12 protein-coding genes and 1 riboswitch are annotated in these 14,899 nt (G+C 65.8%); of the genes, 11 read left to right on the top strand and 1 reads right to left on the bottom strand.

From position 1 onward, the window contains the following. Positions 1-2: 2 nt before the first annotated feature. From accB to FAZ11_RS04355, 9 genes are all read left to right on the top strand, one after another. Entirely contained in the window at positions 3-467 is a 465-nt protein-coding gene (accB, locus tag FAZ11_RS04315) for an acetyl-CoA carboxylase biotin carboxyl carrier protein (protein ID WP_058764986.1), read from the top strand. Positions 468-483: 16 nt separating this feature from the next. Continuing rightward, positions 484-1,830: an acetyl-CoA carboxylase biotin carboxylase subunit gene (gene accC / locus FAZ11_RS04320; RefSeq protein ID WP_058764988.1), complete on the top strand. Its 1,347-nt coding sequence runs from the start codon at positions 484-486 to the stop codon at positions 1,828-1,830. A 227-nt stretch (positions 1,831-2,057) separates the two neighbouring features. Then, positions 2,058-2,933: a 50S ribosomal protein L11 methyltransferase gene (prmA, locus tag FAZ11_RS04325; RefSeq protein WP_058782979.1), complete on the top strand. Its 876-nt coding sequence runs from the start codon at positions 2,058-2,060 to the stop codon at positions 2,931-2,933. A gap of 110 nt (positions 2,934-3,043) precedes the next feature. Then, on the top strand, positions 3,044-4,444 hold the full coding sequence (locus tag FAZ11_RS04330) for a DUF3426 domain-containing protein (RefSeq protein ID WP_137279059.1): 1,401 nt from the start codon (positions 3,044-3,046) through the stop codon (positions 4,442-4,444). Positions 4,445-4,600: 156 nt separating this feature from the next. Further along, positions 4,601-5,593 (top strand): tRNA dihydrouridine synthase DusB, encoded by a 993-nt coding sequence (dusB, locus tag FAZ11_RS04335; protein ID WP_058782977.1) that lies wholly within the window; start codon positions 4,601-4,603, stop codon positions 5,591-5,593. Next, positions 5,590-5,910, top strand: a complete 321-nt coding sequence (gene fis, locus FAZ11_RS04340) for a DNA-binding transcriptional regulator Fis (protein ID WP_058764995.1) — start codon at positions 5,590-5,592, stop codon at positions 5,908-5,910. The genes dusB and fis overlap by 4 nt, the downstream gene beginning before the upstream one ends. A 66-nt stretch (positions 5,911-5,976) precedes the next feature. Next, positions 5,977-7,569, top strand: coding sequence for a bifunctional phosphoribosylaminoimidazolecarboxamide formyltransferase/IMP cyclohydrolase (purH, locus tag FAZ11_RS04345; protein ID WP_058782998.1), 1,593 nt, complete (start codon positions 5,977-5,979; stop codon positions 7,567-7,569). 89 nt (positions 7,570-7,658) lie between these two features. Next, positions 7,659-8,942: a phosphoribosylamine--glycine ligase gene (gene purD, locus FAZ11_RS04350; RefSeq protein ID WP_058766226.1), complete on the top strand. Its 1,284-nt coding sequence runs from the start codon at positions 7,659-7,661 to the stop codon at positions 8,940-8,942. Between the two features lie 92 nt (positions 8,943-9,034). Next, on the top strand, positions 9,035-11,809 hold the full coding sequence (locus FAZ11_RS04355; RefSeq protein ID WP_058782976.1) for a hybrid sensor histidine kinase/response regulator: 2,775 nt from the start codon (positions 9,035-9,037) through the stop codon (positions 11,807-11,809). Here the strand turns inward: FAZ11_RS04355 and FAZ11_RS04360 are convergent. Further along, the gene (locus tag FAZ11_RS04360; RefSeq protein WP_058765611.1) at positions 11,793-12,188 is read right to left on the bottom strand and encodes an acyl-CoA thioesterase; all 396 of its coding nucleotides are present in this window, start codon (positions 12,186-12,188) and stop codon (positions 11,793-11,795) included. The genes FAZ11_RS04355 and FAZ11_RS04360 overlap by 17 nt on opposite strands. Before the next feature lie 151 nt (positions 12,189-12,339). Next, positions 12,340-12,481, top strand: a riboswitch (S-adenosyl-L-homocysteine riboswitch). Between the two features lie 22 nt (positions 12,482-12,503). Between FAZ11_RS04360 and ahcY the strand changes: the two genes are divergently transcribed. Beyond that, on the top strand, positions 12,504-13,910 hold the full coding sequence (gene ahcY / locus FAZ11_RS04365; RefSeq protein ID WP_058766228.1) for an adenosylhomocysteinase: 1,407 nt from the start codon (positions 12,504-12,506) through the stop codon (positions 13,908-13,910). Further along, a complete protein-coding gene (gene metF / locus FAZ11_RS04370) occupies positions 13,910-14,794 on the top strand; it encodes a methylenetetrahydrofolate reductase [NAD(P)H] (RefSeq protein WP_241493235.1) in 885 nt (294 codons plus the stop codon). Before ahcY ends, metF begins: the two co-directional genes overlap by 1 nt. Positions 14,795-14,899 lie beyond the last annotated feature (105 nt).

The following is a 14,899-nucleotide window of genomic DNA, read 5'->3' on the forward strand; positions in this document are numbered from 1 at the left end:
CAATGGACATCCGTAAAGTCAAGAAACTGATCGAGCTGCTGGAAGAGTCCGGTATCGACGAGCTAGAAATCCGCGAAGGCGAAGAATCCGTCCGCATCAGCCGCAACACCGGCCGTGGCCAGGGCATGCAGACCGTCTACGCCGCCGCACCCGCTCCGGTCGCCGCCCCGGCTCCGGCTGCCGCTCCGGCCGCTGCTGCTCCCGCCGCCGAAGCCGCCGCTCCGCAACTGACCGGTAACGTGGCGCGTTCGCCCATGGTCGGCACCTTCTACCGTGCTTCCTCGCCCACCACCCCGCCCTTCGTCGAAGTCGGCCAGCAGGTGAAGAAAGGCGACATCCTGTGCATCGTCGAAGCCATGAAGATGATGAACCACATCGAAGCCGAAGCCAGCGGCACCATCGGCCAGGTGCTGGTCGAGAACGGTCAGCCCGTCGAATTCGACCAGCCGCTGTTCACCATTGTCTAAGCCCGTGGAGCCCACGATGCTGGAAAAAGTCCTGATCGCCAACCGCGGGGAAATCGCCCTGCGCGTGGTGCGTGCCTGCAAGGAGCTGGGCATCAAGACGGTGGCGGTTCATTCCACCGCCGACCGCGAACTGATGCATCTGTCCCTCGCCGACGAATCGGTGTGCATCGGCCCGGCCCCCTCGCCCCAGTCCTACCTGAACATCCCGGCCATCATCAGTGCCGCGGAAGTCACCGGCGCCACCGCCATCCACCCCGGCTACGGCTTCCTCGCCGAGAACGCCGACTTCGCCGAGCAGGTGGAGCAGTCTGGTTTCGCCTTCGTCGGCCCCACCGCCGACGTGATTCGCCTGATGGGCGACAAGGTGTCCGCCAAGAACGCCATGAAGCAGGCCGGCGTCCCCACCGTTCCGGGCTCCGACGGCGCCCTGCCGGATGACGAGGCCGAGTGCCTGCGCATTGGCCGCGAAGTCGGCTATCCGGTGATCATCAAGGCCGCCGGTGGCGGTGGTGGTCGCGGCATGCGCGTGGTCGAGGACGAGGCCGAGCTGATCAAGTCGATCAAGCTGACCCAGACCGAAGCCGGCGCCGCCTTCGGCAACTCCATGGTCTACATGGAGAAGTTCCTCGGCAATCCGCGTCACGTGGAAGTCCAGGTGCTCTCCGACGGCCAGGGCAACGCCGTGCACCTCTACGACCGCGACTGCTCGCTGCAGCGTCGTCACCAGAAGGTCATCGAGGAGGCGCCTGCGCCCCAGATCGACGAGAAGGCCCGCGAAGAAGTCCTGGCCCGCTGCGTCAAGGCCTGCATCGACATCGGCTACCGCGGCGCCGGCACCTTCGAGTTCCTCTACGAAGACGGCCGCTTCTACTTCATCGAGATGAACACCCGCGTGCAGGTGGAGCATCCGGTGACCGAGATGATCACGGGCGTCGACATCGTCAAGGAGATGCTCAGCATCGCTGCGGGCAACAAACTGTCGATCAAGCAGGAAGACATCAAGATCACCGGTCACGCCATCGAGTGCCGGATCAATGCCGAAGATCCCAAGACCTTCATGCCCTCCCCGGGCCTGGTCAAGCACTACCATGCACCGGGCGGCAATGGCGTGCGGGTGGATTCGCACCTGTACAGCGGCTACAAGGTTCCGCCGAACTACGATTCGCTGATCGCCAAGCTGATCACCTGGGGCAAGACCCGCGACGAGGCCATGGCCCGGATGCGCAACGCCCTGGACGAACTGATCGTCGACGGCATCAAGACCAACGCCGATCTGCACCGGATGCTGACCCGCGACCAGGCCTTCGGCCAGGGCGGCGTGAACATCCACTACCTGGAGAAGAAGCTCGGCCTGCGCCACTAAAAACGTGACGGCTGCGCGTCGGCCAGGCTGCGTTGGAAACCGCCTGGATCGCCAGCCCGGTCGGAATGCCCATTTACCCTAGGTGAAATGGGCTTCCTCGGCGATTTCCGCCTTGCCTGACCTATAGCTTGCTCGTCCCGCCGGCTTCTTACCCAAAAGACGGGCTGCCCTCGGGCAGCCCGTTTTCATTTACCCTCCCCGCTTTGATCCGATTCAGGTAGCCCACCATGTCCTGGCTGCAAGTCCGCCTCGCCCTCACCCCCGCCCAGGCGGAAACCTACGAAGACCTCATGCTCGAACTGGGCGCTGTCTCGGTGACCTTCATGGACGCCGAGGATCAGCCGATCTTCGAGCCGGACCTGGGCACCACGCCGCTGTGGTCCCAGACCCATCTGCTGGCCCTGTTCGAAGGCGACACCGACGCCGCGGCCCTGGAGCAGCGCGTGCAGCTACTGGCCAACGGCCTGACCTACGAAGTGGAACGCCTGGAAGACCAGGAATGGGAACGCAGCTGGATGGACAACTTCCAGCCCATGCGCTTCGGCCAGCGGCTGTGGATCGTGCCCAGCTGGCACGAAGCACCGGAGCCGGACGCGGTCAATCTGCTGCTGGACCCGGGCCTGGCCTTCGGCACCGGCACCCATCCAACCACCGCGCTGTGCCTGCAGTGGCTGGACGGCGAGCCGGTCGCGGGTCGCCAGGTACTGGACTTCGGCTGCGGCTCGGGGATTCTCGCCATCGCCGCCCTGCTGCTGGGCGCCGAGCGCGCGGTGGGCACCGACATCGACGTCCAAGCCTTGGAAGCCTCGCGGGAGAATGCCAACCGCAACGGCATCGATCCGGCACGCTTCCCCCTCTATCTGCCCGCCGACCTGCCGGCGGAACCGGCCGACGTGGTGGTAGCCAATATCCTCGCCGGTCCGCTGGTCGGCCTGGCCGAGCAGATCACCCGCCTCACCCGCATCGGCGGTCGCCTGGCTCTGTCCGGCATCCTTGCCGAGCAGGCCGAGGACGTCCGCGCCGCCTACGCCGGCTGCTTCGACCTGGAGCCCACCGCCACCCTCGACGGCTGGGTGCGCATCAGCGGTACCCGCCGCCGCTAAGCGGTTGTCCCACCGCCAAGCCGCTCACCCGGCGGCCTGGCGGAGGCGCTTCTTTCGCCAGGGCCTTCGGGTACACTAGCGCGCTTAAATTCCCTGGCTGTCGCCTCGCCATGACCGATTCTCTCGTCGCCCAGTGCCCGCATTGCCATACTCGCTTCCGCGTCACCCAGGAACATCTGGCCGCTGCGGACGGTGACGTGAGGTGCGGCGTCTGCCTGGAAGTGTTCAACGCCACCAACCAAGCAGCGCCCCTGACCGCGCCGGAAGCGACGCCTGCCAGAGGGGCGACGCCCGCGCCAACGGCGGCACCCTCCCCCCGCGAAGCCAACTGGCCGCACGACGAACTCGACCTGAGCCATCTGGAACTGGACGCCGAGGTCGCCCGCCTGGGTGCGCTGGAGGAGCAACGCCGGACGCCTCCGGCCGAGCCAGCACCCGCATCCGCACCCGCCGTGACGACCCCGCAGGAAGAGCCCGCGCCTGAGCCAGGCCTGGCCGCGCGGCGCCCGCAGGACGACGAAGAGCTGCTCGAGCTGCCCGCCCTGGGTGCGGTCACCGCCGAGCGGGAGCCCGAACCGGAACCCCTGGGCCTGCACGCGGAGCCCGAACGACTGCCCGCAGACGAGCCCTCTTTCGAAGCCACTCGCGAAACCGAGTCCCGGCGCGAACCCATCGGGGCGCCCGAGCCAATCGCCGAACCGGCAGTACTCGCCGCGCCTCGCGCCCCCTTGCGCCCTGCGCCCGCCCCACCGCCTGCCCCCCTGACCGCGCCGCCGCACGAACGCCAGGAGCCGGCGCTCGGACGGGTCGATGCCGACGAAGATGACCGGGCCGAGCCCGGACTGGGGCGCCTGGACGACTGGCAGGAGCCCGCCGTCGAGCCGCTCAGCGCCGATCGCGACGGCGAAGATGACACCGTGACAGCCAAGCCGGCGGCCGCCCTGCGCAGCGAACCGGAATGGCAGGACGATCCCCTGGTCGATCTGCACGACGACCCCTTGCAGCTGGATACGTATCGCGAACGCCCGCGCTGGGGCCGGCGCCTGCTGTGGATCTTCCTCTGCCTGCTGGCGCTGCTCGCCCTGGCCGGCCAGTACGTCTACTACCACTTCGACGAGCTGGCGCGGCAGGACGACTATCGACCGCTGTTCGTCCAGGCCTGCGCCAGCCTGGGCTGCAAGGTGCCCTCCAGGGTCGATGTCTCGCAGATCCGCAGCAGCAACCTGGTGGTGCGCAGTCATCCGCAATTCTCCGGCGCCCTGCGCGTCGATGCCATCCTCTACAACCGGGCGCCCTTTTCGCAGCCCTTTCCGCTGCTCGAATTGCGCTTCGCCGACCTCAATGGCCAACTGATCGCCAGCCGCCGCTTCAAGCCGAGCGAATACCTGAGCGGCGAGCTCAAGGGCCAGGACGAGATGCCGCCGCAGACGCCGATCCACATCGCCCTGGACATCCTCGACCCCGGTCCGCGAGCGGTGAACTACAGCCTGAGCTTCTTCTCGCCGGAGTGAGCCCAGGGGCGAATTGCTCATAAACTAGCCAACTCGCGCTTTATCCCGAGGCGGCGAGCGGGTATCATTCCCAACCCTTTTCAAGCACAGCAGCCCCTGTCCGCGGCCGGTTCCCGGCGCAGGCGGAACAGGCGCCTATTCGCCAGGGAAAAAGATATGTCGATGGTACGCATCGGCCCTTATACCTTGCCCAATCCGCTGATCCTCGCGCCCATGGCCGGGGTCACCGACCTGCCCTTCCGTCGACTGTGCCTGGCACTCGGCGCAGGCATGGCCGTGTCGGAAATGGTGACCAGCGACGTGCGTCTCTACGACAGCCGCAAATCCCGGCTGCGCCTGATCCACGCCAGCGAGCAGGAGCCGCGCTCGGTACAGATCGCCGGCGGCGATCCGGCGATGCTGGCCGAAGCGGCCCAGCGCAACGTCGAACTGGGTGCCCAGATCATCGACATCAACATGGGCTGCCCGGCCAAGAAGGTCTGCAACAAGGCCGCCGGCTCGGCGCTGATGAAGGATGAGACCCTGGTGGCCGAGATCCTCGCCGCCGTGGTGGCCGCGGTGGACGTGCCGGTGACGCTGAAGATCCGCACCGGCTGGAACCCCGAGAATCGCAATGGCCTGCGCATCGCGCAGCTGGCCGAAGCCGCCGGCATCCAGGCCCTGGCCGTGCATGGCCGGACCCGGGACGATAGATTCCTCGGCACGGCCGAGTACGACACCATCGCCGCCATCAAGCAGGCGGTCGGCATCCCGGTGTTCGCCAATGGCGACATCGACAGCCCGGAAAAGGCCCGCGCGGTGCTCGAGCATACCCGCTGCGACGGCCTGCTGATCGGCCGCGCGGCCCAGGGCCGCCCCTGGATCTTCCGCGAGATCGCCCACTACCTGGCGACCGGCGAACACCTGCCGGCTCCCAGCGATGCCGAGGTGGCAACCATCCTGCTGGAGCACCTGGACGCCCTGCACGCCTTCTATGGCCCGGAGATGGGTGTCCGCATCGCCCGCAAGCACGTCGGCTGGTACCTGGCCGATCGTCCCGGCGCAGCGGAATCGCGCGCCCTGTTCAATCGTTTGCAAGACGCGGACGCGCAGCACGCCAGCATTCGCGCCTTCTTCGCGCAGCCCCCGATCGGGAAGCAGGTGGCATGAATTCGATGACCGAGACCTCTTTGACTGGAATAGCGCCCGTGAGCGACAACGGCGATCTCAAGCAGCATCTGACCGCCCCCCTGCAGGAGGGCCAGACGCTGCGCGACAGCGTGGAAAAGGCGCTGCGCAACTACTTCGCCCATCTCGATGGGCAGCCGGTGACCGACGTCTACAACATGGTGCTCTGCGAAGTGGAAGCACCCCTGCTCGAAAGCGTGATGAATTACGTCAAGGGCAACCAGACCAAGGCCTCGGAAATGCTCGGGCTCAATCGCGGCACCCTGCGCAAGAAGCTCAAGCAGTACGACCTGCTCTGATCCGCCTCCTCGCCGGCGGGCCAGGAGGCTCGACCGGCGGTCTCTCTTCTCCTGATGGACATGACCATGACCGACCAGACCTCTCGCCTCCCCGTCCGCCGTGCGCTGATCAGCGTGTCCGACAAGACGGGCGTCGTCGACTTCGCCCGTGAACTCGCGGCCATCGGCGTGGAAATCCTGTCCACCGGCGGCACCTACAAGCTGCTGCGCGACGAAGGCATCCCGGCCGTGGAAGTCGCCGACTACACCGGCTTTCCGGAAATGATGGACGGTCGCGTCAAGACCCTGCACCCGAAGATCCATGGCGGCATCCTCGGCCGGCGTGGCGTCGACCATGAGGTGATGAGCGAGCACGGCATCCGTCCCATCGACCTGGTCGCGGTCAACCTCTACCCCTTCGCCGCCACCGTGGCCAAGCCCGGTTGTAGCCTGGCCGATGCCATCGAGAACATCGACATCGGCGGTCCGACCATGGTCCGCAGCGCGGCCAAGAACCACAAGGACGTCGCCATCGTGGTCAATGCCAGCGACTACGCGTCCATCATCGACGACCTCAAGGCCGGCGGCCTGACCTACGCCCAGCGTTTCGACCTGGCGCTCAAGGCCTTCGAGCACACCGCCGCCTACGACGGCATGATCGCCAACTACCTGGGCAGCATCGACCAGCAGGCCGAGACCCTGTCCACCGAGGGCCGCGCCGCCTTCCCGCGCACCTTCAGCGCCCAGTTCATCAAGGCGCAGGACATGCGCTATGGCGAGAACCCCCACCAGCAGGCGGCCTTCTACGTCGAGCACGCCAGCGAAGCCTGCGTGGCCACCGCCGTCCAGTTGCAGGGCAAGGAGCTGTCCTTCAACAACGTCGCCGACACCGACGCCGCCCTGGAAACCGTGAAGAGCTACGCGGAGCCGGCCTGCGTCATCGTCAAGCACGCCAACCCCTGTGGCGTGGCCGTGGCCGGCGACCTCCGCCAGGCCTACGAGCTGGCCTATGCCACCGACAGCGAATCGGCCTTCGGCGGCATCATCGCCTTCAACCGCGAGCTGGACGCCGAGACCGCCCGCGCCATCGTCGAGCGTCAGTTCGTCGAGGTGATCATCGCCCCGCGCGTCAGCGCCGAGGCCCGTGAAGTCGTCGCGGCCAAGGCCAACGTCCGTCTGCTGGAGTGCGGCGAGTGGCCCGCCGAGCGCAAGCCCGGCCTGGATCTCAAGCGCGTCAACGGCGGTCTGCTGGTGCAGAGCCGCGACATCGCCATGATCACCGCCGCCGACCTCAAGGTGGTGACCCAGCGCGCGCCCAGCGAGCAGGAGCTGCAGGACCTGATCTTCGCCTGGAAGGTGGCCAAGTTCGTCAAATCCAATGCCATCGTCTACGCCAAGGGCCAGCAGACCGTGGGCATCGGCGCCGGCCAGATGAGCCGCGTCAACTCGGCGCGTATCGCCGCCATCAAGGCCGAGCACGCCGGCCTCGCCGTGGCCGGTGCGGTCATGGCCTCGGACGCCTTCTTCCCCTTCCGTGACGGTATCGACAACGCTGCGGCCAACGGCATCACTGCGGTGATCCAGCCGGGCGGCTCCATGCGCGATGCCGAAGTCATCGCCGCCGCCGACGAAGCGGGCATCGCCATGGTCTTCACCGGCATGCGCCACTTCCGCCACTAAGGCCCGCCGCGGCGAGGGCCAGGGGGTCTTCGCCGTCGATACCACTTTGCGTGGCGGATGCTCCTGGTGTCCGCCCAGAGGAAAGCCTCATGAACGTACTCATCATCGGCAGCGGTGGTCGTGAACACGCCCTGGCCTGGAAGGTCGCCCAGGACACCCGGGTCACCAAGGTCTATGTTGCCCCCGGCAACGCCGGCACCGCCACCGAAGCCAAGTGCGAGAACGTCGCCCTCGACGTCCTGGCCCTGGAGCAACTGGCCGACTTCGCCGCCGCCAACGTCGAGCTGACCATCGTCGGTCCCGAGGCGCCCCTGGTGGCCGGGGTGGTCGACCTGTTCCGCAGTCGCGGTCTGCCCTGCTTCGGCCCCACCGCCGCCGCCGCGCAATTGGAAGGCTCCAAGGCCTTCACCAAGGATTTCCTGGCGCGCCACAACATCCCCACCGCCGCCTATGCCAACTTCACCGAGGTGGAGCCGGCCCTGGCCTACCTGCGCGAACAGGGTGCGCCCATCGTCATCAAGGCCGACGGCCTGGCCGCCGGCAAGGGCGTTATCGTCGCCATGACCCTGGCCGAAGCCGAGGACGCGGTACGCGACATGCTCTCCGGCAATGCCTTCGGCGACGCCGGCGCGCGGGTGGTGATCGAGGAATTCCTCGACGGCGAGGAAGCCAGCTTCATCGTCATGGTCGACGGCAAGAATGTGCTGCCCATGGCCACCAGCCAGGACCACAAGCGCGTCGGCGACGGCGACAGCGGCCCCAACACCGGCGGCATGGGCGCCTATTCGCCGGCGCCGGTGGTGACCCCCGAAGTCCACGACCGCGTCATGCGCGAAATCATCGAGCCCACCGTGGCCGGCATGGCCAGCGAAGGCAACGTCTATACCGGCTTCCTCTATGCCGGCCTGATGATCGATGCCAGCGGTGCGCCCAAGGTCATCGAATTCAACTGCCGTTTCGGCGATCCCGAGACCCAGCCGGTCATGCTGCGCCTGCAATCCAGCCTGGTATTGCTGGTGGAGGCCGCCCTGGCCGAGGCGCTGGACAAGATCGAAGCCTGCTGGGATCCGCGACCGAGCCTGGGCATCGTCCTGGCGGCCGGTGGCTACCCGGGCGACTACGCCAAGGGCGATGCCATTGGCGGACTCGACGCCGCCGCGGCCTTGCCGGGCAAGGTGTTCCATGCGGGCACCGCGCTGCGCGACGGTCAGGTGGTAACCGCCGGCGGTCGGGTGCTGTGCGCCACGGCATTAGGTGATACGGTTTCCGCTGCGCAGCAGAACGCCTATGCCCTGGCTCACGAAATTTCCTGGAATGGCTGTTTCTTCCGTAGCGACATCGGCTACCGTGCCATCGCCCGCGAACGACAGTGACGTTCGCCCAGCGGCAGGCCGCCTTGACGTAACGTTAACGACCCAGGCGGTCTGTTCTATACTCGATATCTGTATCCGCGAAGGGAACTCTCGTGCACAGGCTTTGGATCGCCCTAGGCTTTGTGGTCACCTGGCTAGCGTTGCTGCTGGTGGCCAATTCCGTGCAAGCCGAGAGTCCGCCGGATGCGGGTTGGGCGCAATACGAAGATGCCACAGGCGAATTCCGGCTCGACGACGTCCGTGATCGTCTCTCCGCCTTCAAGCCGCTGATCGCCAACAAGACCCACCGCCCCGCCGGGCCTGGTGCGCTCTGGCTGCACACCCGCATCCAGCCCGCCGCCCAGCAGCGCCTGCTGCGCATCGTTTCGCCCAATGTCGCCTATCTGGACTTCTACGCCTACAGCGACAATCAGCTCATCAGTGAGATTCGCGACGGCCTGGCCAGGCCGCTGCTGACGCCCCAGCAGATCAGCCGCGACTTCGTCTTTCCCGTGCCGCCCAGCAATGAGACGCTGGACCTGTTCCTCCGCTTCGAATCGCCCCAGCCGATGCGTATCTCGCTGACGCTGAGCAACAGTGCCGAAGCCGAGGTCACCCATCGCCTGGTGATGTTCGGCGTCCTGCTCGGCTGTCTCGCCATGCTGGCGCTGTACAACGGCGTACAGCTGTTCTACTACCGCAGCCGAGCCACCAGCGCCCTTACCCTGCTGCTGGTGATGCTGGTCTGCGTGGCCATGAACCTGTTCGGCCTGAGCAAATTCCTGCTCGGTGCCTTCAAGGGACAGGCGCCGCTGATGACCGATCTGTCCGTCCTCGCCTGTAGCGCCGCGGGCCTCAATCTGATCGGTGCCTTCTTCGGCTGGCTAAGGCTACCGGTCTGGACCCGCCGCCTGATCAAGGGGTTGCTGGTGCTGATCGGTCTGGCCGCCCTGGTGCGGATCGCCGCGGGCGACGTCTACCTGGGCGACTGGCTGATGGCGGTCAATGCTCTGGTCCTGCTCGCCTGCCTGGTCATCGCCGTCGAACGCTGGCACCAGGGGGCCCGCTATGCCCGCCTGCTGATGGCGAGCTGCGCCCTGCTGGGGCTGTCCTGCCTGATCGCCCTGCCGATCCTGGCCGGCTACGCCAACGCCCCCATCTGGCTGGGTCGCGCCCTGATCAGCAGCTGCATGCTCAGCGGCATCCTGCTGACCCTGGCGCTGGAAGAACGGCGCCGTTACCTGCGCGAAGAGCATTTCGCCAAGACCCGCGATCGCGCTGCCAACCACGCCGAACTCAAGGGCAAGGCCGAATTCCTCTCGCGCATCAGCCACGAGATCCGCACGCCCATGAACGGCGTGCTGGGCATGACCGAATTGCTGCAGGGCACGGCGCTGTCGGCCAAGCAGCGCGACTACGTGCAGACCATCCACAGCGCCGGCGCCGAACTGCTCAACCTGATCAACGAGATCATCGACATCACCCGCCTGGAAAGCGGCCAGATCGAACTCGAAGAGGTGACCTTCGACCTCAACGCCCTGCTCGACGACTGCCTGGACATCTTCCGACCCCGCGCCGAAGAGCACCGGGTCGAGTTGCTCAGCTTCATCCAGCCCCAGGTACCCCGCCGCTTCATCGGCGATCCCACGCGCCTGCGCCAGATCCTGCTCAACCTCTTGGAGAACGCCTTCCAACGCACCGAGGAAGGCGAGATCCTGCTGGTGATGTCCCTGGAAGAGGCCACCGGCCAGGCGCCCCGGCTGCGCATCGCGGTCCAGGACAGCGGTACGCCATTGGACGCGACCCTGAGTCGTCAATTGCTGTCCAGTCACCTCAACAGCCGGGACTTCCTCACCGGCGACACCGACAGCCTGGACTTCGGCCTGATCATCGCCCGCCAGCTGGTGCTCTTGATGCAGGGCGAATTCGGTATCCAGAACAACTCCGAAGGGGGTTCCAGCTTCTGGATCAGCCTGCCCATCCCGGCCCAGGCGCTGGTGCTCTCCCGCGGTGACAGCGACTATCCCCTGCAGGACGTGCGGGTGCTGGTGGTGGACGACAATGAACTCTGCCGCAAGGTCTTGCAGCAGCAGTGCAGCGCCTGGGGCATGCAGGTGGTCACCGCGGCCTCGGGTCGCGAGGCCCTGGCGCTGCTACGTACCCAGTCACACCTGCGCGAGTACTTCGACGTGGTGCTGCTCGATCAACAGATGCCGGGCATGACCGGCATGCAGCTCGCTGCCCGCATCAACGAAGACGAGAATCTCAACCACGACCTCTTGCTGATCATGCTCACCGGCCTGAGCAACGCCCCGAGCAAGGTCATCGCCCGCAACGCCGGCATCAAGCGCATCCTGGCCAAGCCCGTGGCTGGCTATACCCTGAGGGCGACCCTCGCCGACGAACTGTCCCGGCGCGGCCAGCGCATCAACGAGCCAGAGCCCCAGGAACAGCCCAGCGGCATCCCGGCCGATTTCCGGGTGCTGGTGGCCGAGGACAACAGCATCTCGGTCAAGGTGATCCGCGGCATGCTCAAGAAGCTTGGCGTGGACCCCGACACCGTGAGCAATGGCCTGGAAGCCTTCGAGAAGATCCAGCAGAACAGCTACGACCTCATCCTGATGGATTGCGAGATGCCCCTGCTGGACGGCTTCGGCGCCACCCGCCGGTTGCGGGCCTGGGAGCAGCAGAACCACAGGTCGCGTACCCCGGTGGTGGCCCTGACCGCGCACATCCTCGCCGAGCACAAGGATCGCGCCCAGGAGGCCGGCATGGATGGCCACATGGGCAAGCCGATCGAACTCTCGCAACTACGCGAACTACTGCTCTACTGGGCCGAGCGACGTCGTCTGGACGTGACCGCCACGGGACTCAGGGCGAATCCTTGAACCTGTCCTTGACGTAGGTGATCTCCGTCTTGCCATGCGGGACGGGATTGCCCGCTTCGTCCAGGTTGACGAAGACGATCTTGTCGATGGTGAGGATGCTCTTGCGGGTGATCTTGTTGCGCACCTCGCACCTCAGGGTGATGGAGGTACGCCCGAATTCGGTGGCCGTGATACCCAGTTCGATGATGTCGCCCTGGCGCGAGGCGCTGATGAAGTTGATCTCCGAGATGTACTTGGTCACCACCTTGGGATTTTCCAGCTGGACGATGGCGTAGATCGCCGCCTCTTCGTCGATCCACTTCAGCAGGCTGCCACCGAACAGGGTGCCATTGGCGTTGAGGTCCTCGGGTTTCACCCATTTGCGGGTATGGAAGTTCATCAGGACTCCTTGAGTATCCAAGCGGTTGGAACATCTGATCAGGGTACGCGCGGGAGATTCCGGTCGACATGAGGCACAGCGCCACCCTTTGGGTTTATCGCGATCCTCGTTATACTGCCCGCGCACCGCGGCCACCAGGCCGCCCCGCCTTCCGTTCGAGGGGCGCTGCAGCACGCTGCGTTATCCCATCCTAGCCGACCCGCCGCAGGCGCGGACAGTCGGCGGGCATGACGCCAGACGTTGTCAGGCTCGAGCGGAGCGTCATCAGAACGCATCAACGGCGCCCATTCGCACCTAACGAATGGAGACTCTTCAATGAGCGCTGTCCTCACGCCTGCCGCTTTCAACGATTTCAAGGTCGCCGACATCTCCCTGGCCGCCTGGGGTCGTCGCGAAGTCATCATCGCCGAATCGGAAATGCCCGCCCTGATGGGCCTGCGCCGCAAGTACGCCGGCGAGCAGCCCCTGGCTGGCGCCAAGATCCTCGGCTGCATCCACATGACCATCCAGACCGCCGTGCTGATCGAGACCCTGGTGGCCCTGGGCGCGGAAGTGCGCTGGTCCAGCTGCAACATCTTCTCCACCCAGGACCAGGCCGCCGCCGCCATCGCCGCCGCCGGCATCCCGGTGTTCGCCTGGAAGGGCGAGACCGAGGCCGAGTACGAGTGGTGCATCGAGCAGACCATCCTCAAGGACGGCCAGCCCTGGGACGCCAACATGGTGCTGGATGACGGCGGTGACCTGACCCAGATCCTGCACGACAAGTACCCCCAGGTACTGGAGCGCGTGCACGGCATCACCGAAGAGACCACCACCGGCGTGCATCGCCTGCTGGACATGCTCAAGGACGGTACCCTGAAGGTTCCGGCGATCAACGTCAACGACTCGGTCACCAAGAGCAAGAACGACAACAAGTACGGCTGCCGCCACAGCCTCAACGACGCCATCAAGCGCGCCACCGACCACCTGCTCTCCGGCAAGCAGGCGCTGGTGATCGGCTACGGCGACGTGGGCAAGGGCTCGGCCGCCTCGCTGCGCCAGGAAGGCATGATCGTCAAGGTCTCGGAAGTCGACCCGATCTGCGCCATGCAGGCCTGCATGGACGGCTACGAGCTGGTCTCGCCCTACGTCGACGGCCTGAACGACGGCAGCGAAGCCTCCGTCGACCGCGCCCTGCTGGGCAAGATCGACCTGATCGTGACCACCACCGGCAACGTCAACGTCTGCGACGCCAACATGCTCAAGGCGCTGAAGAAGCGCGCCGTGGTGTGCAACATCGGTCACTTCGACAACGAGATCGACACCGCCTTCATGCGCAAGCACTGGGGCTGGGAAGAGGTGAAGCCGCAGGTACACAAGATCCACCGTACCGGCGTGACCGTCGATCCGGCCAACGACGACTACCTGATCCTGCTGGCCGAAGGCCGGCTGGTGAACCTGGGCAACGCCACTGGCCACCCCAGCCGCATCATGGACGGCTCCTTCGCCAACCAGGTGCTGGCGCAGATTCACCTGTACCAGGAGAAGTTCGCCGACCTGCCGGTCGCCGAGAAGACCGCCAATGTCACCGTCATGGTCCTGCCGAAGAAGCTCGACGAAGAAGTGGCGCTGGAAATGGTGAAAGGCTTCGGTGGCGTCGTCACCCGTCTGACCCCGGCCCAGGCCAGCTACATCGGCGTGACCCAGGACGGCCCCTTCAAGCCGGACAGCTACCGCTACTGATGGCCAGCCCCGCCCGCGAGGGCGGGGCTGCTGACGAGAGAGACGACGTGAAACCCAGTCTGAGTTTCGAATTCTTTCCCTGCAAGACCGAGGCCGGGCACGAGAAGCTGATCGCCACGGCGCGGGAACTGGCGGGCCATGGGCCGGAGTTCTTCTCCTGCACCTACGGCGCTGGCGGCTCCACTCGCGATGGTACCTATCGCACCGTGCGCCAGCTCAACGACGAGGTCGGCGTACCGACCGCGCCGCACCTGTCCTGCGTGGGTGACAGCAAGGCCAAGCTGCGTGAACTGCTGCAGCAGTACCGCGAAGCCGGCATCAACCGCATCGTCGCCCTGCGTGGCGATCTGCCCTCTGGTATGGGCCTGTCGGGCGGTGGCGAGTTGCGCCATGCCAGCGACCTGGTCGCCTTCATCCGCGAGGAAACCGGCGATCACTTCCATATCGAGGTCGCCGCCTATCCGGAAACCCATCCGCAGGCGCGCAGCTTTACGGACGACGTGCGCAATTTCGTGTACAAGATGCAGGCCGGTGCTGACCGTGCGGTCACCCAGTATTTCTTCAACGCCGACTGCTACTTCCATTTTGTGGAACGTGTCCGCAAACTGGGAGTCGAAGCTCCAGTGATTCCTGGCATCATGCCGATCACCAACTACAGCAAGTTGGCACGTTTTTCCGACGCCTGCGGTGCAGAATTGCCTCGCTGGCTGCGGAAGCAACTGGAAGCCTATGGGGACGATACCCAGAGCATCCAGGCCTTCGGCGAAGAAGTCATGACCGCCCTGTGCGAGCGTCTGCTCGAAGGCGGGGCACCCGGTGTGCACTTCTATACCCTGAACCAAGCGGAGCCTTGTATCGCCATTTGGCGAAATCTTGGCTTTTGAGGCTCGTCATACCTAAGGGTGGCGGCTTCAACCAATCGTGATTACCGCTTCCGGTCATCGCCCGGCTCTTCATCCAGCGCAGGATGACGAGTGCGGGCGAGACGC

It is taken from the genome of Pseudomonas rhizoryzae (assembly GCF_005250615.1).
GTDB classification, from domain to species: Bacteria; Pseudomonadota; Gammaproteobacteria; order Pseudomonadales; family Pseudomonadaceae; genus Chryseomonas; species Chryseomonas rhizoryzae.

Bases quoted from the DNA above. Each gene is read 5' to 3' on its own strand.
- accB (WP_058764986.1), top strand. From the start codon at position 3: ATGGACATCCGTAAAGTCAAGAAACTGATCGAGCTGCTGGAAGAGTCC.
- accC (WP_058764988.1), top strand. From the start codon at position 484: ATGCTGGAAAAAGTCCTGATCGCCAACCGCGGGGAAATCGCCCTGCGC.
- prmA (WP_058782979.1), top strand. From the start codon at position 2,058: ATGTCCTGGCTGCAAGTCCGCCTCGCCCTCACCCCCGCCCAGGCGGAA.
- FAZ11_RS04330 (WP_137279059.1), top strand. From the start codon at position 3,044: ATGACCGATTCTCTCGTCGCCCAGTGCCCGCATTGCCATACTCGCTTC.
- dusB (WP_058782977.1), top strand. From the start codon at position 4,601: ATGTCGATGGTACGCATCGGCCCTTATACCTTGCCCAATCCGCTGATC.
- fis (WP_058764995.1), top strand. From the start codon at position 5,590: ATGAATTCGATGACCGAGACCTCTTTGACTGGAATAGCGCCCGTGAGC.
- purH (WP_058782998.1), top strand. From the start codon at position 5,977: ATGACCGACCAGACCTCTCGCCTCCCCGTCCGCCGTGCGCTGATCAGC.
- purD (WP_058766226.1), top strand. From the start codon at position 7,659: ATGAACGTACTCATCATCGGCAGCGGTGGTCGTGAACACGCCCTGGCC.
- FAZ11_RS04360 (WP_058765611.1), bottom strand. From the start codon at position 12,188: ATGAACTTCCATACCCGCAAATGGGTGAAACCCGAGGACCTCAACGCC.
- ahcY (WP_058766228.1), top strand. From the start codon at position 12,504: ATGAGCGCTGTCCTCACGCCTGCCGCTTTCAACGATTTCAAGGTCGCC.
- metF (WP_241493235.1), top strand. From the start codon at position 13,910: ATGGCCAGCCCCGCCCGCGAGGGCGGGGCTGCTGACGAGAGAGACGAC.